Here is a 21,823-nt window from a genome sequence, read left to right on the forward strand (position 1 = left end):
ATCTCAAAGGCAGCAGCAAAATCTCTCATAGCTTCTGGATAAGGTCCCACGGCTAGGGGATTCAAGTCATTATGCTGATGGAACTTCAAGCGAGTGATAGAAGTCAGTAAAACTGGATTTGCTTGCTTTTTTGTGCAACAGCAATAAACTGTGCTAAATTTTCTTGATGTTCTTTTGGCGTCGTTCCTCGTTCAGGATCTGTTTTCTGGTCGTTGTGGCCAAACCGAATCAAGAAATAGTCTCCGGGAGCAAGTAGTTGCTCTGCGTGCAGCAGGCGTTTTTCTTGAATGAAGCTTTTGGTTGAACGTCCATTCATAGCTAAATTAATGACCGTAACCTCTGGGGAGAGGAAGGTTGGTATTTTTCACCCCAGCCAGTTTCCGAACGCTTGTCAGTCATTTTAGTTGCAGCAGTTGAGTCACCGGCAATAATTAGTTTAACCATCATCCACCTCTAAAAATCAAAATAATCCGCTGCATTTTGGTAACAGATGCCTTCAACAAATTCTTTTAACTGTCTGGTATCACTTGGTGCTTCGCCGCGAAGAATGAGTTCTCCCAACCATTCACAAAAAACTCTTCGGAAATATTCATGTCTGGTATACGAAAGAAAACTACGGGAATCAGTCAGCATACCAACAAAATTTGCTAACACGCTACCATCTGCAAACTTCGTCAATTGCCGACGCATGCCGGCACGGGTATCGTTGTACCACCAGCCAGAACCGAGTTGCAGTTTGTTGTTGCCTTCTTTTTGATAACAGCCCATCAGCGCTACCAGCACATCATAATCATTTGGATTCAATGAATACAAAATCGTTTGCGGAAGAGCCTCTTTCCTCTCCGCAGCATCCAGTAATGCTTGAAGTGGGCTAGTGATCGGCTGATCGTTGATGCCGTCATAACCTGTGTCAGGTCCCAATTGATTGAGCATATTCGTGTTGCAGTTTCTATAAGCATGAAGATGCAGTTGCATTGTCCAGCCATGGTTGTGATATTGTTCAAATAAATGAAGCAAGAGGGCAGAGCGATAGACTGCTGCTTCTGCTTCTGTAATGATTTCCTGATTTCTCGCTTTTTCAAAGATAGCTTGAGGAGACACGCTGTTTTCTAGGAAATGCAAGTGATCCAATGCGTGATCGGATAAGCGACAATTCATTTGGTGAAAAAAAGTAATTCGGCAGTCAAGTGCTGTTAACAAGTCTTCATAGCTATCGATCCTGTGGCCAACAACTGTTGCTAATTGATCGATATAGTCGTTAAATCCACTTTGTTGGATATTTAAGGCTTTATCAGGACGAAAGGTTGGTAATACCCGAAAGCGGCTTTCTTCGTTAGCCAATTTGCGATGAAATGCTAGTGAATCTGTCGGATCATCGGTAGTACAAATGAGTTGCACATTGCTGTTGGCGATGATGTCTCTTCTGCTAAAGGTCTTTGATTGCAATTTTTGGTTGACGATTTGCCAGATTTCTGGCGCGTTTTCTTCATTAATCATCAGATCGACACCAAAGAAACGTTTTAACTCCAAGTGGGTCCAGACGTAAAGGGGGTTGCCGATAATTTTAGGAACTGTCTGGCACCAAGCAATAAATTTGTCATAATCCGCTGCTTCGCCAGTAATCAACGATTCATCTACTCCACATGCCCGCATCAACCGCCATTTGTAGTGGTCACCGGCCAACCAAGCTTCGGTGATATTTCGGAAAGGATGATCATCATAAATCTCTTGGGGATCTAAATGGCAATGGTAGTCAATGATAGGCATTTTCTTGGCGTATTGATGATACAAATCTTTGGCAAAGTCATTTGTTAGTAAAAAATCATCATTTAAAAACATTGGCTTCCTCTTTTCTTCGTTTATAAAGTGACACCATTCTTGAAGATGGCGATTTCTCGAACATTATTTGCTTCATTACGGGTTTTGGTCCCACTAGCGACCGCAATGATCGCTTGAATAAAATCAGCGAGAACGTCTTCCATTGGTTCATATAATAACCGACCTGCATTGAAATCCATCCAATGGGGTTTCTTCTCGAATAATTCTTGGTTGGTGGCAACTTTCATCGTAGGGACAAAGGCACCAAAGGGGGTTCCTCGTCCTGTCGTAAATAAGACCAACTGACAATCAGCCGAAGCGAGAGCAGAAGCAGCCACTAGGTCATTACCAGGTCCTTCAAGAAGACTGAGACCGCTTTCGCGGATTTTATCTCCGTATTTCAAGACGTCGACGACCGCAGAGGTGCCGGATTTTTGCGTGCAGCCTAAAGACTTATCTTCCAATGTGGTGATTCCACCCGCTTTATTGCCTGGAGAAGGATTCTCATAAACAGGTTCGCCATACGAAAGAAAATAATCTTTAAAGTCATTGATCAGATGAAGAATCTTTTCAAAAGTTGCTTGGTCTTTGGCACGAGACATCAATACTTGCTCGGCACCAAACATTTCCGGTACTTCCGTCAACACAGTGCTGCCACCTTGAGAAACCAAGAAATCTGAAAATGCTCCTAATAACGGGTTGGCAGTGATACCAGAAAACCCATCTGAGCCGCCGCATTTTAAGCCAACTTTTAACTCACTCAACGGAACGTCTTCACGTCGATCATCTTTGGCTGCTTGCAGCAATTCGTGCAATAATGCTTCACCCGCTTCGATTTCATCTTGGCTTTCTTGAGCGACTAAGAATTTGACACGATCTGTGTCATAATCACCTAGCTTTTCTTTAAATTCAGCGACCGTATTGTTCTCACATCCGAGTCCGAAAACGAGCACCCCACCAGCATTTGGGTGTTGCACAGCATCAATCAAAATTTGCCGGGTGTTTTGGTGATCTTGCCCTAATTGCGAACACCCGTAAGGATGTTTGAGAATCGTGATCGAGTCAAAAGTTCCTAAGTCGGGATGACTTTGTTTGAAATTTTCGACGATGATCTCAGCGATTCCATTGATACAGCCCACCGTGGGTACGACATACAAATCATTACGAATCCCGACTTTGCCATTTTTTCTCCGGTAGCCTTTAAAAGTCAATTGGCTTTTTGGATACACTACTGGTTGTAGGTTCGGCTCATAGGTATAAGCCAGCGTTCCTGAAAGATTGGTCTTGACATTGTGGGTATGTAGCCACTGTCCAGCTTTTACATCGGACAAAAGATGACCAATAGGGTAACCATACTTGATGACGTGATCGCCTTTATTCAAATCAATAAGTGCGATCTTGTGACCTTGAGGAATCTCCTCTGTAAAACTATAGGATCGCCCTTCAAATGTAAGCTGTGTCTCTTTCGTGATTGCATGCAGAGCAACCGCAACATTGTCTTTTGGATGCAATTTGAGAAAATCGGTTTTGTTTTTTATTTCTGTCATAATCATTCCGCCTTTTTTTGAGTCGGCTCATTTTTTAATGAGTCAACGAGGTGTCGAGAACCCTTGTTTGAAAGTAGCACTACCATTTGTGAAACTTCTTTGTTGAACACGCTCAAATCCACTCCCCATAACTTTTCTTGTCCTAGAATAAAACTGACTTGTTCAGAAGAGTCGAGGGCCCGAGCCTTTTCAAAGAGAGCTAGCACAGCTTCATCGTCTTGACAATCGGTCGTTAAATACAAGTAAATCAGTCCGGCTAATGATGCAATGATTCTTGGCGGCAGTAACTGTTGCTGATGATGACGGAGCAACAACGGCAAGAGACGTGCTTTAAATTTTGAGACGCTATTCAAGGCGATCGACTGCAGTTGATGATGAACATAAGGATTTTTAAACCGTTCTTTGATCTGTTCCGCATACTGGATCAATTCTTCTTGCGGCAGGTCTAGCATAGGAATCAGTTCTTCATTGAATAGCTCATCAATGAAGCATGTAAAATCAGGATCAAGCATCACCTCTTCAACCGTTGCCAAACCAGCTAGAAGGGCCAGAGGGACCATGGCTGTATGAGGGCCATTCAAAAGATGCACCTTCCGTTCACGATAGGGGGTTAGGTCTTCAGTAAAGATTACATTCAAACCTGCAGCTGGCAATGGAAGTTTCTGAGATACGGTATGCGATGGGTCTTCGATCACCCACAACATGAATGGTTCGGCAGTGACCATCAAACGGTCCTCATACCCGTGTAATTGATTCAACTCCTCTGCTTTTGATTGGGGGTAGCCGGGAACGATTCGGTCGACTAAACTACAGCAGAAAGTGTTTTCATTTTCTAACCAAGTATGAAAGCTGTCCTCTAGTTGCCACAGTGAGCAATATTGTTGGATACACGCTTTTAATTTTTTCCCATTTCGATCGATCAACTCACAGGGAATGATCGTGTAACCTGATTTATTCGCTTGGTATCGTTGATAGAGCAGCGCAGTTAATTTAGCCGGAAAACTTTTTGGCGGCATATCTGTCCGTTTATCTTGAGGATCAAAGGCAATTCCTGCTTCAGTCGTATTGGAAACAATGATGTCCAAGTCATCAATTTCAGCTAGAGCTAAATAATCCTGCCATTGTTCATAGGGATTCAATACGCGGCTAATCGTCGTGATGATCTCAGAGGTTTGGACAGTACGGCCGTCTGCTAATCCTTCTAAAATTACCGTATACAAATGATTCTGCTCCGCCAATAGAGATCCTAGACCTTGTTGAATTGGTTGGACTACTACAGCGCTGCCATTGAAGAGACCTTGCTTATTCATCTGCTGTAGCTGCCAGTTAAAAAAGCCTCGCATAAAGTTTCCTTCGCCGAATTGAATCACTTTTTCCGACTTGCGAGTAGGATGAGTCATTTCAGTTATTTTTTTCATTGTAACCTCCAATATTCATTGATTTATAATGAACGTCTGCCATTTTGCACACGTTAACATTTTTGGCAACAGCCAAAAGCATTCAAGAAGCGAATGCTAGAGGGAATCTCTGATTGTTAGTTCTGTATCTAAAAGGTATTGTTTTTGTGAAACAGAACCGTTGATTGAATCTAGAAGCAGTTGTGCCCCAAGCTGACTCATTTCAAAAACGGGCTTGCTAATGGTTGTCAACGGGGGATTCGTATATTTTGAAAACGGGACATTGTCAAATCCAATAATGGCGATATCGGCAGGGATTGCAAGGCCATATTCAAGACAAGTGTTGATTGCGCCAATGGCCATGTCATCGTTGGAACAGAAAATCACTTCTGGCGGCTCTGCAAGTTCCAGTAATTGTTTGGCACATTTTCGACCGCTCTCGATAGAATAGTCTCCAGTGACAGCGTATTCTGTTGGAAACGCTAGCCCGTGCTCAGTAAGAGCCCGCATGAAACCTGTCTTACGCTCTATACTGGAACGAAAAGTTGGCTTGCCTTCAATGATCGCAACTTTCTTATAGCCTAACTGAATCGCGTAGTCAATGGCTTGATAAACGCCTTGCGCATCATTGCTTGTGACATTTAAAAATGATGGTCTATCAATTTGCCGATTGAGAACGACCACTGGCAAATCTAAGTGACTGATTTCTTCGATGAAAGTGTCATCTTGATCGCTTTGACTCATAACGATGATGCCATCCATCCTTGGCAAGTCCTCAACTGGACTGGTAAGGGTCGTCATATCGTGGACCGCTAAGCGATACTCTGGCGGTAGGGTGGTATTGATTCCCTTGATCACTTCAACCAAAAAGCGATCCGATGTACCTGCCGACAAATTAGAAAAGTAAAGGCCAATAATATACGACTTCTGATTGACTAGACTTTTGGCATTGACATTCGGCGTATAATTTAAAGAACGCGCAATGTCACCAATTTTCTTTTTTGTGGCTGGCTTGATTAGTGGACTGTCATTTAACGCTCTTGAAACCGTGGTATGGGAGACGCCTGCGATTTTTGCAATATCTTTGATAGTGACCATATGTATCCCTCGACTTTCTCATTGGTTTTAGCATATATCCTAAAGAGAGGAATGTCAATATATCAATAATGCACACGTTAACTTTTTTCTATAGACCTGTGTTTATGTGAATTTTTTTATGCTAGAATGGACATATCTTAAGAAATGATTTTGTCAGTAATTCCAGGAGGAATCCCATGAAAAGGGTAGGGGCTATTCAGAAACATTCAACCTTTTTTTATAACATTTTCCTTCCATTTTCTATAATTGGGAGCGTTTTAATAATAGGGTTTGGAAGTTTCATTTATCATCGCACGTATAAGGATATTCAGAAAACATTGGTCCAAAATCAGCAAAATTTCGTTCAGCAAGTCAAAGGAAATCTCGATCAAAAAATTCAGATCGCTTTAAAGGATTTGCACAGCTGTGCAAACTAGCCTTTTAATAGAACCTTTAAAGAAGGAAGGAGAAAAGAATGGAAATTAGTATTGACATCAACGATTATTTAAATGAAAAGTCAGTGACAGCAACAATCCAAGGGTATATCGATCAGCTTCATCAGGCAGGAGGAGGGAGGCTGATGTTTGCCTCGGGTGTGTATCCAACAGGTTCACTGATGTTAAAAAGTAATGTTGAACTCCATCTACAACCGGGAGCTGTTCTTCGATTCTCGGATGATCCCAAAGAGTATCCAGTGGTGGTTTCGCGTTGGGAAGGGGTGAAACGGGAAGTCTATGCTTCTTGTATCTATGCCGACGGTGCCGAAAATATTGCAATCACAGGTTTTGGCACGATAGATGGTCAAGGTCAGAAATGGTGGGATGTCTTTCGCAATCATCCAGAGCAGCTAGAATATCCGCGACCAAAACTGATCAGTTTTGATTCCTGTCAGCAAATCACATTGCGAGATGTTAGTTTGGTTAATTCTCCTAGCTGGACAGTCAATCCAATCTTATGCCAAGACATCACTGTGGATAATATTAAGATCAAAAATCCTGCAGATTCGCCAAATACTGATGGCATTGATCCTGAGTCTTGCAAGAATGTTCGTATCAGCAATTGTTTGATCGATGTAGGGGATGATTGTATTGCCATTAAATCAGGAACAGAAGAGACAAAAGAACGCGTTTCCTGTGAAAATATCACGATCAGCAACTGTCAAATGCTCCATGGTCATGGTGGGGTCGTTTTAGGAAGCGAAATGAGCGGAGATATTCGCAATGTGACCATCTCAAATTGTATATTCCAAGACACCGATCGCGGCATTCGTTTGAAATCTCGTAGAGGACGCGGCGGGGTTATTGAGGATATTCGAGTGAACAACCTAATTATGGACAATGTGATTTGCCCATTTACGCTGAATTTGTATTATTTTTGTGGTCCCAAAGGAAAAGAAAAGTATGTTTGGGATAAAAATCCTTACCCAATCTCTGAGGAGACTCCTCAGTTTAGGAGAATTCATTTTGCCAATATCTCCGCGCGAAATGTTCATGCTGCTGCTGGTTTTATTTATGGTTTATCTGAACAATTCATTTCAGATATCTCGTTTCATGAAGTAGCAATTTCCATGGCAAAAGAGCCCATACCCGGAAAACCAGCTATGATGACTGGAATGGAAGAGATGACCAGTCAAGGATTCTATATTGGCTGTGCTAAAAATGTTCATTTTGACCGTTTAGAATTAGTCGATGTTGAACATGCCTTCCATATCGAGAATAGCCAGGGGATTGAAGTTGACCGTTCCCAAGAAAATGGTAAGCCTCTCGTGCTTCATGGTGATTTTTCGTGAAACAGCGGCAAACGTTGCAAAGGTTTGGATCATTTCATAGAAAGGAACCAATAGTTCTTGTAAGAAAGTTCTTTTATGAGAAAACGATTGTCTCGAAAAGTTTTTGTTAGAACTCAATTAACAAGAACCAGTGTCGGCTTATTTTTGCCTATCCTTATGAGAAAAAGCTAGTGCCGTTTGTTCTTTTCAACCACTCTCATGGAGGCAGTTTTTCTATTGGCAAAGAAGAATTACGCAGTAGCAGTCACTATTTGCAGCCAGAAAGTTTTTTAGAAACATTGATCGCTGAGGGCTATGCAGGTGGAGCAATCGATATTTGGGAATTTGGTGAGAGAAAACATGGTGAAAGTACGGTGTTTTAAAATTTTAGTTCATAGGACAAACCACTCTGGACCACCATACTCAATAACAATCAACAGTTCTGAATCTACAATAATGCGTATTGATGGATCAGAAAATAAATCAGATATAAAAACGGCTGGCAGCCTAGAGGGGGCTTGCCAGCCGTTTTATATCGTCTGTGCTTTATAAGAACTTATTATATTAGAGAAGCCAACTACGCCAAAAGGGGTTTCCGAAAAAACAATTATCAAGCCGAAAGTGGTAAAATAATGCGAATGCTGCTTAATTTCAATAAGGAAGGATTTTTGAAATGGAAATTAAATTTTTGCAAAAAGATCAACCAAACTGGTTGGCTTATGCGGATCAAATTGCCAGCGTCGATTGGAAAGCTGCTGCATTTGTAGCAAATAAGATGCGTCAGAGAAGCTATAACGACTGGGAAGGCGTTTTTGTGGCTGTTGCCCACAATCAATTAGCTGGATTTTGTACGATCGTCAAAGAGGATATTGTCCCTCTTCAAGTCGCTCCTTTTATTGCGACCGTGTATGTTGCTCCCAGCTATCGCGGCAATCATCTTAGTCAGCAATTGGTATCTGCTGCAGAACGGCGCTTGCATCAGATCGGTTTTGATACGATCTATATTGTCACTCAGCTGACAGGTTTGTATGAAAAATTGGGCTATCAACAAATTGAGACAGCCACCGATCGCTTCGGGAGAAGGATGCGTGTTTTGGCAAAAAATGAAGAATTCTGCTAGTCAAGCAAATCTCTTTACTTACTTTAAGTTAGTGTTATTATTAAAGTAACAAGTCATCCATTCGAGATGAGAAAAGGAGCAGAAACAATGACGGTGATTATTCCAGAATTTCAACTTCATGAACAGACTCAAATTGGGAAAGTTGTCTTAAAAGTAGCCAACTTAGAAAAAATGATTGCTTTTTATACTCAAGTGATCGGACTATCATTGATCGAAAAAAATCAGCAGACAGCTCGCTTAGGTACGACAGAGAAAATACTGCTTGAATTGATCAAAGTCGAAAATCCATTGCCTCTCACAAGGAAAACAGGACTGTTTCATATCGCTTTCCTTTTGCCGACTCGCAAAGATTTAGGCAATACACTGATCCATTATTTGCAAAGCAATGCACCGATCGATGGCGCCAGTGATCATGGCTACAGCGAAGCATTGTACTTAACAGATCCCGAGGGAAATGGGATTGAAGTGTATCGTGATAAACCAAAATCTGAATGGGATATTCGAGAAGATGGCGAAATTGTTGGAATTACAAAAGAAATGGATGCAGAGGGGGTTGTCGCAGCAGCAGACAGCCAACAATCAAGTTTCCCCACAGGCACTATTGTGGGACATGTTCATTTAAAAGTTGCTGATTTAGCCCAGACAGAAACTTTTTATACCCAAGTCGTAGGACTGAGCTTAAAAAATAATTTTGGGAACCAAGCAAAATTTTTTGCGGCAGGAGATTATCATCACCATATTGGCTCGAATACTTGGATGGGCAAAGGTGTGACTCCTATGGCAGACAATGATCTAGGATTGGCTTATTATACCTTTGTGCTCCCAGACAAAGAAGCCTTTGAGTCATTGCTCACGCATCTTGAGAAGGAAAATGTATCCCTTACTCTTGAATCAAGTAGGCGTTTGGCTTTATTGGATCCAAATGGCATCCAAGTCAAAATGGAATACTAGGTAAAAATGATAGCTTTTGATGTTTTTGAATCCTTGATAGCAGTTTCAGTCTAAAGACGGATGGGGAAAGATCGGCTTTATGAGATACTTGGCATATCAAAAAAGGAGTGCAGGAACATGAAATGGTGGCATCTGATGAATACGCTATGGGTTTCATTGATTTTAACTAGTTTGCTGGTACTATTTGTTCAAGACCCATTTATGACTAATTATGGCATCGATCCAATGGCGAAATTTGCTTACTTGGCATTGATTGGTATTCTTGCGATTGGATTATATGGCGTCCAATCCGTCTGGAAACATCAATTAATGAAAGTATCAATGACAAAAAAATAAGCGGGGACCCGTCAGCGGGTCCTTTTTTGTTTTTGAAAGTCAGTTGCGGATGTGAAGCAAAAAATACCTTTTAGATGATAGTTTGCCGGGCAGCAAGTTTTGTGCACATTGATGAGGGGTGACTGGCGGGTTTGACAAAATAGATGCCAGTAAAAAGTATCAGGGCTGTGCGGACTGATTCCAGCACAACCCCATGAAAATCAGGAGATATCTATGATCTGATAAGAAAAGCCATTGACCGTTAAAAAGTTGAATACATCCTTGGTAGCAAGGAAGATCGTCTTGGTATTTGTATTAGGATGGAAACTCATTCGTGGTTCTTTAGTGATTTCGCGCTCAAAGAAAATCTGAATATCTCGCTCCGAATTGTTTAAGAGCCCAAATATGGAGACAACGCCAGGTGGCAAGTGCATTTTTTTCCTCAAAAGATCAGGAGAAGCTAATTTGACTCGTGATTCACCAGTGATTTCTTTGAGCAGATTTAGATCAAGCCGTTTTTGATCGTCCATTATTAGGAGATAATAGGCGGTCTTTTTTTTATTGGTTAAAAACATCGATTTTGTTCGAACCCCATCAATTCCAGCAATATAGCTGTCTGCTTCCGCAGTTGTACTTGCAGGCGGGTGTTCGATCACTTCAAAGGAAATGTTCAAGTCGGTCAGTTTTGCAGCAACAGATTCAAAAGGATCCAATACGATCAACTCCTAGTCTCTTTTTTATTACTATATCATAAGTATAAGTTTTAAAATGCCTATTCAATCGCATGAAAGATAGAGAGAGTAACAAAAAAGCAGCGTAGCTGCTAGTGTAGGTCGTTAGGTCGTTAACTTTAGTGATCGAAATCTGAAAACAGATCTGAAAAAATTTCTCATAAAGAATTGAGGAGCAAAGAGCTTTCGTCATGCGCATGGATCGAGCGTCTGTCAGTGAGCAGAAGCTGCTTTTTACAGGCTGATTCTGCCATTAGTTGTCAAAATAAACCCATTTGCTTGATAAAGAGCAAGTAAGCGTCTCGTTACCAAATTATTTTTCCAAAGATTCATAAGCAGAAAGTTACTGAGATTCTTCGGCTGCAAGTTTGAGACCAAATTTAGAGATCACCCACAGTAGAACAGCAGCAATCAGGGTACCAACAAATCCAAAAAACATGTCTAGGGGATCGGGGGTATTCATAACGCCTAATACCGTTTCGCTTAATAAATTGGCAATCAGCAAGAAAATAGTCAATCCGAGAGTATAGGTGAATTTGACGCCCATCAATAACCAAAAATACCCTAACAGACCAATGATCAAGCTAATAGAGAAATTGGAAATGTGTAAATAAAAGTCGGGGTAAATCGCTGTAAAAAAGGTTATATCTAGATATTTTGATAAATAGGCAAATAGTGCCAAAAAAATCAGTAGTAAATAGAGTAAAGATGCCCAAACTTTTGGGTAATAATGTAGCTTTATTTGATTTTTCAATATGAACTCCTGTAATCGATTGATTGGCTCAAAACCGTAGCTATTGTTCTGGTATAGTTAGGGATTGTTAATAAAAAACGCAGCTAGTGTGTTTTTTATTTGTTTATAGTCTTTTGTAACAAAATAGTTGGCTGGGACATTGATGATCGGCAGATCATTTTCGTTGTCAAACGGGACAAATGGATCAGGTACAACCAAATAATCCACTTGGTCTTTATCGCGGAAATAATTGATTGAGACATCATAATCATTGACGAAATAATTCTTAAGCTCAGAATAATCTGCAAAAAAGAACGCTGGTGACAATGTGGTATAACTGAGCCCATTACTTGCAGTCAAAACGAAACAGATTTTTTTCATCTTATTTCTCCTTTTTTATGATTTTATTCGTACGTATATGTTAAGGGGGAGATCGATGAGAATGGTGTAAAAATACTAAAGGATCAAGAAAGTGTCCTGCACGTATTTACCAAACAATGTTTAAACCAAAACAGCTCGGTTGTCTGTGTCTTTTTATAGACAAGTTCATTCTTTTTTACTGGTCAATCGAGTGCTGTTAATTAGTGAGATCTGACTAACGACGGTCTAAATGAAAAGCAATTATTTGCTGACTCTAGTTTCTTTTTTTTGGTTTCTTTTATCATAGAGAAGTTTGAGCAACTCATAGAGAGCCGTGAGTACTGCAATGCAAAAAAGTAAAGTCGTATATCTGATAAGAAAAATTAGATTGAACCATAATCCGTAGACCATCGGCATAACCACGATCAAGCAAAGATACAATTCGATTTTTCGGCGTCTCCTCAATTGCAGCCATCGTTCATCAGACATGTTCTCGCTCCTTTGATCAAGATAGAATTTCCATGCAATCTTCTATGTGTTTGACTCTACGTATAGACAAATAGAAGAAATACTTAGAAACAGTATAACCGAAAATGACAAAACCACATAACTAGGACGGCAATTTCGTCCTAGTTGTGTTTTTGTCATAGATTTATAAATAACAATTGCATACAACTAATTGAACTGGAAATACAAAAAAAGCAAATTACCGAAGTAATTTGCCGGTACGATGCAGACGATGGGATTTGAACCCACACGAGCTAAGCTCACACGCCCCTCAAGCGTGCGTGTCTGCCGTTCCACCACGTCTGCTTATTGTTTTTGTAGACTGACAGCTGATTGCAGCCATCACGTCTAAAAAACATGTTACCGATTATCTTCACGTTTGTCAATGCTATTTTAGGGATTTATAAAAGGGCATTTTTCTCGCTTTTTATTGAAAAAAAATATTTAAGTGGCAGAATCTGGTATAATGAGAAAATAACTTTGGAGCTTTAAGGAGATTGATAAATGAACTACTTTAAAAATCTGCTGGCTAAATCGATTCGGCAGCGCCGTTTTTTGTTTACGATGATGGCAGCGTTCTTGATTGGTGTGGGGCTCGCTTTTTATCTTACATTCATGGAACCAGTGAATGTACAGGCAGAAATCACTATGCAAAAAGCGCAAGCATTACGGCTTGTAGACAATTATCAGAATTATCCAAATGAATCTCAGGACAAGCAAGAAACCTATCAACTGCTGCTGGCAAACAACACATTATCTAATCGGCAAGCCTCGAATCTAATCATGGAAGAATTTCCTCGTTTCAATCGGACCAGTGAAGAGATTGTAACAATTCAGCTGCAATTATGGGAAACCGCTTTACCAGATAAAGCCTTTTTACCATCTATCTGGCAATTGCAGCAAAATAAAGTGGTAGCAGCGCAATTAGAAGAACAGGAAAAAGCTCCTTTTCTTACTGTTGACAATGCGCAGACTGCTGTTGCGTTGACTATTCAAGTGTTATTGGGATTTGGCTTTTTATTCCTGGCATTTTTTGCTAGCGATAATTTGCTGGAAGAAAAGCGCCATTTTTCTCTGATCCATTCCTATCCACAAGTCTTCCCTATAAGGATGATCAGTAAAGTCGGGGTAAAGATGATTGGTCATCTGGCAACGATCAGCCTGTTGCTTCTAGGAATCACTGCGGCCATGTCGGTGATCGGACGATGGGGGGATTGGCACTATCCAACGGCTGTCTATTATCATCATACTTGGCATGCCGTACCTTTCTGGCAATACTTTCTATTGGTACTCGTGCTTTTGACAAGTTTGATTATTGTGACAGAATTACTGGGCTTTGTGGCCAATGTTTTGATTCCAAATCGCTATGTTTCTTTTTTTCTCCTTTGTCTTTGCTATGGTCTCGGTACAATAGCTAGTACACCATCCAGTAAATATTCCCCTTTTGCTGTTTTTGATTTGCAAAAGATCCTCACAGGTGAGTTTGCAGTCAGATCGCAATCGACAGTCGGGTTAGGGACAGCTTTCATCCTTCTTTTCTTATGGGGGGTGGGAGCGGTCGCCTTCTTGTTGATCGCAGATAAGAAAAACTGGCTAGCGAAAGGAGTCATATAATGAAAAATTATTTTCTCTTTGAACTACAACAATTAATCAAAAGTAAAAAAACGATCGGGCTATGGTGCTTGTTAGTAATCGTTGCTGGCGTATACAGTTTTCGTGATCGCACCTATCGGCCAATTGAGCGAATAGACAAAAATGAAATTGAACAGCGGTATTTGACTAGACAATCCTTTTTGGATGAACAAGCAGAAAATCCCTCAGATCATTGGTCCGCCGCCATGGCAGTAGCGATGTTCGAGCCATGGAATCAAGCAGATAGCTTACGATTAACTTCCCTAGCTGCCAATGATTGGCAAAAGTATGCCAAAGCAACGAGCCAATGGTATCAGCTGAGTCTCCAATATACCGATGATGAAACAATTTTCTTCACGCCTGACTATTATACTTATCAGAACTATTATGCGGCTTATGATGGGAAATACGGCTATGCCTCCACTGCAAAATGGATGGAAAGTGCCAGCCAATTACCAAACAAAAAGCTTTCCAAGTATGTGTTGGAACAAAAAACGGGTATCCAATCTGTTCAGCGGGCATTTACGAATTACTTGCCGTTTCTCTTTCTTGGCGTGACGATCTTTTTGGCAATCGATAGTCTGACCAAAGATCGTCGACACAAAAGCTTATTCTTATCTTTGCCGGTGACGGTAGATGAGATTCTTTGGGCGAAGACAGCGGCACTGTTTATTGTGTCAACACTGATGATGATCAGTACACTCGTTTTGATTTGGATCGGTGTCGGCTGCCAATTCGGCTTTGGCTCATTGGACCTACCCGTCAGTATCTTGTCTTCATCCTTTGATGCCCGTTATCCTATTTCTTCTGCCGATGTTTTTTATACACGCCCTGTTGGAGTTTTCTTACTTCAGTGTATGGGGGTAGGAATCGTGCTGCAATTGATCTATATCCGAGGCATTCTCTTGCTTAGCACACTTTGGCGCTCAGAATTAGCCAATCTCTTTCTTGCTGGTTTTGGCTTGATTAGTCCACTTATTTTTCAGAGACGCTGGTTTAGTGCATTCTTGGATAAATCAAATGATGCCTATTTGTATCAAAATTATGGTCAGATCCTTTCAGGATTCAGCCGTTTTTATTTTGGGTCCTCTGAGTTTGTCCTTGCGAAAGGACTGCTGCTTTTTGGTGTAGTGTGGCTGCTGATCGAGATCGGTCTTTTTGTTCGTGTACAGCAGAAGCAATTTAAGCTTGTTTAGGAGGTTTGGAAATGTTAGCAATGAAAAACGTAACTGTGACATTTAAACGAAATGTTTTGGATGATTTAACGTTGGCCTTTCATCCTGGAGAAATCGTCGGCTTAGTGGCGCCGAACGGTACTGGAAAATCAACACTACTCAATGTATTGATGAATTTTGTTCAGCCGACTAGTGGGGAGATCTTTCTCGATCAAACACAGCTTTACACGTCCAAGAAGTCAGAAATGGCAGCTCACCAGAAAATCTCTTTTTTCCCTGATCAGAACGATCTATATAATGATCTCAGCGGATTAGAACATTTAAAACTTTATCAACGAATGTGGCGATCAGAGGAAGCGCTGATTGATCAAACCGTGAATCAATTAAGAATGACTGACTATATCAAGCGGCCGGTTGGAACCTATTCGTTGGGGATGCGTCAAAGACTGTGTTTTGCGATGCAGATCGTGACAGACACGCCCTATATGTTGATGGACGAAGTCATGAATGGGTTGGATCCGACCAATGTGGAATTGATTTCTAACGTTTTAAAAGGGTTGCGGGAGAAAAAGAAATCGATCCTGATTGCTTCCCATATTTTGACCAATTTGGATAGTTATGCAGATCGCGTTTTGTTTTTGAAAGATGGCAAGATTATCCATGAATACCTGGGAAAGAATTCTTTAGTAGATGAACCAATTTATTTAAAAGCAAAAGATCCAGAGTTTTTGGTTTCATTTCCCGAATTAACAACATTGACAATCGATCTTCAAGAACAAGTCTATTTAATCGAAATCAGTGATCCTCAGCTGCCGCAACGCTTTATTGAAGCTGGTTTTACAGAATTTTCAATTGGCCATCTCGCATTAGCTGAACGCTATTTAAAATTCTTTCCAGAGAATGACTGAACAAAAACGAATGAACGGCTAGGCAATAAAAGAGCGTTCATTCGTTTCTTTTAGAAAAGAATTTATTTAAAAGTCGTAAAGTTCTGTCAATTTGACCGTTTTTTTTCTAAACTTTTTGCTATAATAAATGCAATCTTTTAAAAAAGAATATCACTAGAACCAAGGTAATTTGCATTGATTCTACTGTCAAAGGAGAATTCGAATGAGAAAATTTGAAAAGTCATCAAAACTAGAAGGCGTAAGTTATGATGTCCGGGGACCAGTCCTAGAAGAAGCAGAACGGATGCAAGAAGAAGGCATCAGCATCTTGAAATTGAATACAGGTAATCCGGCACCATTTGGTTTTGAAGCGCCAAATGAGATCGTCCGTGACTTGATTATGAATGTGCGGGAGTCTGAAGGCTACTCTGATTCTAAAGGAATTTTTTCAGCCCGCAAAGCCATCGAGCAATATTATCAATTACAAAAGTTTCCAAATGTGACGATCAATGATATTTATACCGGAAATGGTGTATCAGAACTGATCACCATGTGTATGCAAGGGCTATGTAATAATGGCGATGAAGTGTTGGTGCCGATGCCTGATTATCCTTTATGGACGGCATCGATCTCTTTAGCTGGTGGAAAACCTGTACACTATATTTGCGATGAACAATCTGACTGGAACCCAGATATTGAAGATATTCGTTCAAAAATCACAAGTAAAACGAAAGCCATCGTGATCATCAACCCTAATAATCCTACAGGTGCTGTCTATCCAAAAGAAGTATTGCAGCAAATTGTTGATGTGGCTCGCGACCATGACTTGATTATTTTTTCTGACGAAATCTATGATCGGTTAGTAATGGATGATTATGTTCACGTCCCAATCGCTACATTAGCTCCGGATCGCTTTGTTGTGACTCTTGGTGGATTGTCTAAATCACATCGTGTAGCCGGATTCCGGGTTGGCTGGATGGTCCTTAGCGGGGATAAGAGAAACGTTAAAGATTATATTGAGGGCTTGAATATGCTTTCCTCTATGAGGCTTTGTTCAAATGTTCTTTCTCAGCAGATCATTCAGACGGCGTTAGGTGGCTATCAAAGTTCGGATGAACTGCTGCTTCCAGGAGGAAGGATCTATGAGCAAAGAGAGTATATTTATCAAGCATTGAATGACATTCCTGGTTTATCAGCTGTTAAACCTAAAGCGGCATTTTATATTTTCCCTAAGATCGATGTCAAACGCTTCAATATTAAGAATGATGAACAGTTTGTGTTGGATTTTCTGCATGAGCACCATGTGCTATTAGTGCACGGGGGCGGATTTAATTGGCAAGAACCAGATCATTTCCGAATCGTTTATTTACCGAATATGGATGATTTGAAAGCAACGACCGAAAAGATGCGGGAGTTTTTAGCCACTTATCAGCAAAAATAAGTAAGCAATAGTAGGAATGAACAATAGTAAAAAAAACAAACAGTTGGCTCCTTATCCTGTACCTTGTAGCAAGGCATCGGACCAGATCCAACTGCTCGTTTTTTTGATTGATCGAATATCTTAAAATCATAGCGCTTATTGCATATGCTTAGTCAGCAGTCTGCTGACATTTTTTTTTACTGATGATCATTCGATCATTGAATTTTTCCAGCATTTCTTCGCTAGGGTCTGTCACTTGCACAAGAACCGAATTTTCATATTCTCTTTCGACTTTTCCTGCATAGACCTTGCCTTCCCAAGTGAAGGTAATGGTGCTGTTAATCGTCATAGAAACACCTCGTTTTAAATTGTTAAAAAATACCAAGATATTGTTGGAATTGCTTTCCTTTTTGCTATTATGTGCTAAAATGAAGAAAATTAAAAATGCGAATTCGCATTTTTTTTAATGTTGAAAAAGTTGGAGGAGAGTCATGGCAAATTCACAAGAATCCTTTGGCCAAATCATTCGCACGTTCCGCAAACAGCGCAAGATGACACAAAAGATGTTGGCAGAAGATATCTGTTCACAAAGTGTTTTGAGCCGGATCGAAAATAATGAAGAATTACCGAATGTATTGGTCATGCATCAAATCTGTCAACGATTAGGCGTTACCTTAGATCAAGTAATGATGCTCCATGCTGAAGAGATCAATCGAACGAATCAAGTGTTCGCTCAAATGGAAAGCCATTTTGTTCATAAAGAGTACCAAGAGTTATTGACCAAACTGCAGGATAAAACGATCATGGACTATCTATATTTGGACGCAGACATGCAAATGTACTATTACTTTTTAGGGAGTTGCGAATATTTCTTGTTCCAAGATTATGAAGCAGCGATTGAAAGCCTTAAAAAAGGCTTATCCTACTCTTATCAGCAAGATAAAATCAATATCTCTGTGATGGAGATTCGACTCTTAAGTTGTATGGGGCGAGTGTATAATGATATGCAGCAATTAGAAGAAGCACGTTTTCATCTAGAAAAAAGTTACCATGGGGTGCAAGTGCTGCCGGCAGAACGGATGACCACAACCTTGACCAAAGTATTCTACAACTATGCAGTTTTTTTAGCGAAACAAGAAGAATTCACCACTGCTTTACAAATTCTAGAAGAAGGTATCGATCTTGCCAGAGAAAAGAACAGTTTCTATTTTTTAGAAGAATTATTTGAACTGAAAGGCCATGTCTTTGTCGCTCTTGACAATCAGCAAGCAGCCGATGAAAGTTTTGCTCTTTATCAAGCGGTCGTCGATATTCGAAATTCATCGAGAAATGGTGTAGACCTTTCTTGACTTCTTACTCAAATAAGAGTAATTTTAAGGAAGAAAAGAAATAAGGAGCGATCAAGATGAAAACATATATTTATGCGGACAAATTCTTTTTGAAGTCAGCTGTTCATGGGGCAGGTTATCTGGAGATCATTGACGGCAAATTTGGCGATATCGTCAATGAAGTACCGGAAGATGCGGAAGTAACTGATTATTCTGGGCAATGGATAGCTCCAGGACTCGTAGATACCCATATCCATGGGTTCATGAACCACGATGTCATGGACAACGATGCAGAAGGGATCAAAGCTATGTCAGAAGGCTTATTGTCTTGTGGTGTAACTTCTTTCTTGCCGACGACATTGACTTCCAGCAAAGAACGTCTAAGAGATGTAGCAGAAACTGTCGGACAAGTGAAAGATTCTGTTACCGGTGCGAAAATCCAAGGGATTTATTTTGAAGGACCTTTCTTTACTGAAGAACACAAAGGTGCTCAAAATCCAATCTATTTTGGTGATCCAGACATCGATACATTCCACGAATGGCAGGAAGCTTCTGGTGGGATTATCAAAAAAATTGCCTTAGCTCCTGAACGTAAAGGCGTTACCGATTTTGTGTCTCAAGTGACAGAAGAAGGTGTTGTGGTTGCCTTAGGTCATAGTAATGGGACTTTACAGGAAGCTGAAGCTGCTGTTGAAGCAGGAGCCAGTGTTTTTGTTCATGCCTATAACGGAATGAGAGGACTAAATCACCGTGAACCAGGGATGGTAGGAGCATTGCTATCATTAAAAGAAGTATTCTCTGAATTGATCTGTGATGGATATCATGTTCATCCGCAAGCGGCTGAGATCTTGATGGAAAAAGCCGGGCATGACCATGTTGCTTTGATCACCGACTGTATGATGGCAGGAGGTATGCCGGATGGAGATTATATTCTTGGAGAATTCCCTGTTGTCGTAAAAGATGGAACAGCTCGTCTAAAAGAAGGAAACTTGGCCGGAAGTATTTTGAAATTAAAAGAAGCCATCAAAAATGTTGTTGAGTGGGAGATTGCTACCCCGCAAGAAGCAATCATGATGGCAAGTCTAGTGCCAGCAATCAGTTGTAAAATCGACGACAAATGCGGCATGATCAAGAAAGGTCGGGCAGCTGACTTTATCGTGTTGGACCCTCAAATGAATCTGCAAGCGACATTTTTAGATGGTGTTTGCCGGTACGAAGCTTAAGCAGAAAAAAGACACAGATCGCCAATTTGGTGATCTGTGCTTTTTTTGTAAAAACGTTTAATTGTTTTATCGATTTCATCAATAGCTGGAAGGTAGATCAAATTTTTCTTGCCCAACAAAAGAAAACAGCAAAAACGCCTTCCTCACAAGCTGTCTTGATACGTAAAAAGCTAAGTAGTGAGAGGGCGTTTATTTTTGTTCTTGCTGCTTGGAGATTTCTTCTTGAACATCTTCCAGCATAGTTTTCAATTCCGTTTCTCTTTCCTTCAATACAACCAAGTCTTCTTTGATTTCTGCTTGTTTTTCTTTTTCGGGAGGCCTCAAGACAAAATTGATGAAGATCGCAATCAGCGTACCAATAAAAGTGTCTAATACGCGATCTAATGCAAAAATAAAAGACTCTCCTTGTGGAACACTAAGAGTGATCAATAACATCGTAGCAATTCCAGAAATAATACCGGAATTATTATTGATCCCATCCGAAAGAACGATAATGAAGGCCACTAAAGCGGGGAGCACCAATAACTCGATCAAAAAATCATTGTGGAAATATTGTTTCATGAAGAAGTAGATGATGGCAGTAGCCCCACCGATCGAATTTCCTAAAACTCGTGATTTCCCAAAAGAAAGGGTCGTTGTTAAATCTTGACGTAGTGAGAAGACAGCGGAAAGGGCAGCGATCAAAGGCTGTCCGCGATTCAAAAATCGAAACAGCAAGATACACAACATGACAGCAATTGCGGTTTTTATCGTTCGCATCCCTAGACGAAAGCGGCCAAATTGCATGATCGATTTCCTCCTTTTCTTTAATCATAACCAAAATAACCGATAAATTCTAGTGAAATCCTTTTTTGTTTAGTATACTTTGAAAGGAGGTGCAGAATGAAAATTGGAATGAGAACAGTCAAGACAGCGATTGCTTCGGGTTTATCGATGGCAGTGGCTCAAGCGATTGGGTTATTATATGCGCCAGCCGCAGGGATCATTGCGATTTTGAGCGTAGGCAACACAAAGAAAACATCGCTTTATACGGGCATTGGACGCTTGATCTCACTGGCACTGGCGACAATTCTGGCATCTTGCAGTTTTTCGCTTCTGGGATATAATCCTTTAGGGTTTGTGCTCTTTTTGTTTTTGTTCATCCCAATGGCTGTCCGTTTTTCATTGACAGATGGCATCGTGGTCAATTCAGTCTTAGTAACGCACTATTTACTGGAAGAATCCTTTGCTTGGCGCTTGATCGTCAATGAATTCTTGCTCATGATTCTCGGAGTTGGCTTTGCATTAGTATTTAATCTTTATATGCCAGATGGAGAAAAAGAACTGAAAGAATTGCAGCAAGAAACAGAAAAGACGTTTAAAAGACTTTTAAAAGATATGTCTGAACACTTAAATCAACCTTCTCGATTGACCTTGCAAGGGCAATGTCAATCATTATTGGCAAAGATTCGACAAGGACAAGAAAAAGCACAGGTTCATCAAGAAAACCAATGGAGCCAAAAGAATAGTTACTATGAAGCGTATTTTGCGATGCGGCGTGCGCAAGTTCGTTTGTTGACAGAAATGATTGGTCTCTTGCGATCCATTTGGGTAGAAGAAGTTTATACAGAGAAATTTCGTGCCTTGCTGCTGTATACCGCAGAAACATTTGATGAAGCTAACGACGGCGAAGACCTTTTGCTAAGGATCGAAGAGTTGTATCAAGATTATCGACAAAAACCGCTGCCTAGAAATCGCGAGGAGTTTGAAAATCGCGCGCAATTGTTTCAATTTTTGCAGTCGTTTAAACGTTTTATTGAAATCAAAGCCGAATTTGCTGAACGGGATCATTAAG

At 40.5% G+C, this 21,823-nt stretch carries 23 protein-coding genes and 1 tRNA gene; 12 read left to right on the plus strand and 12 right to left on the minus strand.

What is annotated here, in order from left to right; translation table 11 throughout:
- Window positions 1–103: 103 nt before the first annotated feature.
- From HED61_RS09220 to HED61_RS09240, 5 genes are all read right to left on the minus strand, one after another.
- Window positions 104–316 (minus strand): SGNH/GDSL hydrolase family protein, encoded by a 213-nt coding sequence (locus HED61_RS09220; protein WP_227760720.1) that lies wholly within the window; start codon window positions 314–316, stop codon window positions 104–106.
- 137 nt (window positions 317–453) lie between these two features.
- Window positions 454–1,839, minus strand: a complete 1,386-nt coding sequence (uxaC, locus tag HED61_RS09225) for a glucuronate isomerase (protein WP_219645246.1) — start codon at window positions 1,837–1,839, stop codon at window positions 454–456.
- Between the two features lie 20 nt (window positions 1,840–1,859).
- The gene (locus HED61_RS09230) at window positions 1,860–3,365 is read right to left on the minus strand and encodes a UxaA family hydrolase (protein ID WP_219645245.1); all 1,506 of its coding nucleotides are present in this window, start codon (window positions 3,363–3,365) and stop codon (window positions 1,860–1,862) included.
- 2 nt (window positions 3,366–3,367) lie between these two features.
- Window positions 3,368–4,783: a tagaturonate reductase gene (locus tag HED61_RS09235; protein WP_219645244.1), complete on the minus strand. Its 1,416-nt coding sequence runs from the start codon at window positions 4,781–4,783 to the stop codon at window positions 3,368–3,370.
- Window positions 4,784–4,879: 96 nt separating this feature from the next.
- Window positions 4,880–5,860, minus strand: a complete 981-nt coding sequence (locus HED61_RS09240; protein ID WP_208774230.1) for a LacI family DNA-binding transcriptional regulator — start codon at window positions 5,858–5,860, stop codon at window positions 4,880–4,882.
- A 454-nt stretch (window positions 5,861–6,314) separates the two neighbouring features.
- Between HED61_RS09240 and HED61_RS09245 the strand changes: the two genes are divergently transcribed.
- From HED61_RS09245 to HED61_RS09265, 5 genes are all read left to right on the plus strand, one after another.
- On the plus strand, window positions 6,315–7,628 hold the full coding sequence (locus HED61_RS09245) for a glycoside hydrolase family 28 protein (RefSeq protein WP_081131354.1): 1,314 nt from the start codon (window positions 6,315–6,317) through the stop codon (window positions 7,626–7,628).
- Between the two features lie 170 nt (window positions 7,629–7,798).
- Complete coding sequence (locus tag HED61_RS09250; protein WP_003127165.1) at window positions 7,799–7,990, plus strand: hypothetical protein; 192 nt, start codon at window positions 7,799–7,801, stop codon at window positions 7,988–7,990.
- A gap of 290 nt (window positions 7,991–8,280) precedes the next feature.
- On the plus strand, window positions 8,281–8,727 hold the full coding sequence (locus tag HED61_RS09255; protein ID WP_103300045.1) for a GNAT family N-acetyltransferase: 447 nt from the start codon (window positions 8,281–8,283) through the stop codon (window positions 8,725–8,727).
- A gap of 87 nt (window positions 8,728–8,814) precedes the next feature.
- Window positions 8,815–9,678, plus strand: a complete 864-nt coding sequence (locus tag HED61_RS09260; protein ID WP_219645243.1) for a VOC family protein — start codon at window positions 8,815–8,817, stop codon at window positions 9,676–9,678.
- Window positions 9,679–9,795: 117 nt separating this feature from the next.
- Window positions 9,796–10,014, plus strand: a complete 219-nt coding sequence (locus HED61_RS09265; protein ID WP_005472469.1) for a hypothetical protein — start codon at window positions 9,796–9,798, stop codon at window positions 10,012–10,014.
- Between the two features lie 200 nt (window positions 10,015–10,214).
- On the opposite strand, the gene HED61_RS09270 is transcribed toward HED61_RS09265, so the two are convergent.
- The 5 genes from HED61_RS09270 to HED61_RS09290 form a co-directional block, all read right to left on the minus strand.
- Complete coding sequence (locus HED61_RS09270) at window positions 10,215–10,706, minus strand: prolyl-tRNA synthetase associated domain-containing protein (RefSeq protein WP_138371794.1); 492 nt, start codon at window positions 10,704–10,706, stop codon at window positions 10,215–10,217.
- Between the two features lie 361 nt (window positions 10,707–11,067).
- On the minus strand, window positions 11,068–11,478 hold the full coding sequence (locus HED61_RS09275; RefSeq protein ID WP_003127172.1) for a hypothetical protein: 411 nt from the start codon (window positions 11,476–11,478) through the stop codon (window positions 11,068–11,070).
- Between the two features lie 57 nt (window positions 11,479–11,535).
- Window positions 11,536–11,838, minus strand: coding sequence for a hypothetical protein (locus HED61_RS09280; protein WP_219645242.1), 303 nt, complete (start codon window positions 11,836–11,838; stop codon window positions 11,536–11,538).
- Between the two features lie 240 nt (window positions 11,839–12,078).
- Window positions 12,079–12,306, minus strand: coding sequence for a hypothetical protein (locus HED61_RS09285; RefSeq protein WP_005472474.1), 228 nt, complete (start codon window positions 12,304–12,306; stop codon window positions 12,079–12,081).
- A gap of 242 nt (window positions 12,307–12,548) precedes the next feature.
- A tRNA-Leu gene (locus HED61_RS09290) sits at window positions 12,549–12,630 on the minus strand.
- A gap of 198 nt (window positions 12,631–12,828) precedes the next feature.
- On the opposite strand from HED61_RS09290, the gene HED61_RS09295 reads away from it, so the two are divergent.
- The 4 genes from HED61_RS09295 (at window position 12,829) to HED61_RS09310 (ending at window position 17,459) form a co-directional block, all read left to right on the plus strand.
- Window positions 12,829–13,938 (plus strand): hypothetical protein, encoded by a 1,110-nt coding sequence (locus HED61_RS09295; protein ID WP_219645241.1) that lies wholly within the window; start codon window positions 12,829–12,831, stop codon window positions 13,936–13,938.
- Window positions 13,938–15,152, plus strand: a complete 1,215-nt coding sequence (locus HED61_RS09300) for an ABC transporter permease (protein WP_103300051.1) — start codon at window positions 13,938–13,940, stop codon at window positions 15,150–15,152. Before HED61_RS09295 ends, HED61_RS09300 begins: the two co-directional genes overlap by 1 nt.
- A gap of 11 nt (window positions 15,153–15,163) precedes the next feature.
- Entirely contained in the window at window positions 15,164–16,039 is an 876-nt protein-coding gene (locus HED61_RS09305; protein WP_005472477.1) for an ABC transporter ATP-binding protein, read from the plus strand.
- A gap of 202 nt (window positions 16,040–16,241) precedes the next feature.
- On the plus strand, window positions 16,242–17,459 hold the full coding sequence (locus HED61_RS09310) for a pyridoxal phosphate-dependent aminotransferase (protein WP_003127177.1): 1,218 nt from the start codon (window positions 16,242–16,244) through the stop codon (window positions 17,457–17,459).
- A 148-nt stretch (window positions 17,460–17,607) separates the two neighbouring features.
- Here the strand turns inward: HED61_RS09310 and HED61_RS09315 are convergent, their stop codons facing one another.
- Entirely contained in the window at window positions 17,608–17,787 is a 180-nt protein-coding gene (locus tag HED61_RS09315) for a DUF2187 domain-containing protein (protein WP_003127178.1), read from the minus strand.
- Between the two features lie 142 nt (window positions 17,788–17,929).
- On the opposite strand from HED61_RS09315, the gene HED61_RS09320 reads away from it, so the two are divergent.
- A complete protein-coding gene (locus HED61_RS09320) occupies window positions 17,930–18,787 on the plus strand; it encodes a helix-turn-helix domain-containing protein (protein WP_219645240.1) in 858 nt (285 codons plus the stop codon).
- 56 nt (window positions 18,788–18,843) lie between these two features.
- Entirely contained in the window at window positions 18,844–19,989 is a 1,146-nt protein-coding gene (nagA, locus tag HED61_RS09325) for an N-acetylglucosamine-6-phosphate deacetylase (protein ID WP_219645239.1), read from the plus strand.
- 189 nt (window positions 19,990–20,178) lie between these two features.
- Here nagA and HED61_RS09330 read toward each other — a convergent pair whose 3' ends face one another.
- Entirely contained in the window at window positions 20,179–20,775 is a 597-nt protein-coding gene (locus tag HED61_RS09330) for an FUSC family protein (protein WP_003127183.1), read from the minus strand.
- A 96-nt stretch (window positions 20,776–20,871) separates the two neighbouring features.
- On the opposite strand from HED61_RS09330, the gene HED61_RS09335 reads away from it, so the two are divergent.
- Window positions 20,872–21,822 (plus strand): aromatic acid exporter family protein, encoded by a 951-nt coding sequence (locus HED61_RS09335; protein WP_219645238.1) that lies wholly within the window; start codon window positions 20,872–20,874, stop codon window positions 21,820–21,822.
- Window position 21,823: the final 1 nt, after the last annotated feature.

The organism is Enterococcus gallinarum (genome assembly GCF_021496385.1).
GTDB classification, from domain to species: Bacteria; Bacillota; Bacilli; order Lactobacillales; family Enterococcaceae; genus Enterococcus_D; species Enterococcus_D gallinarum.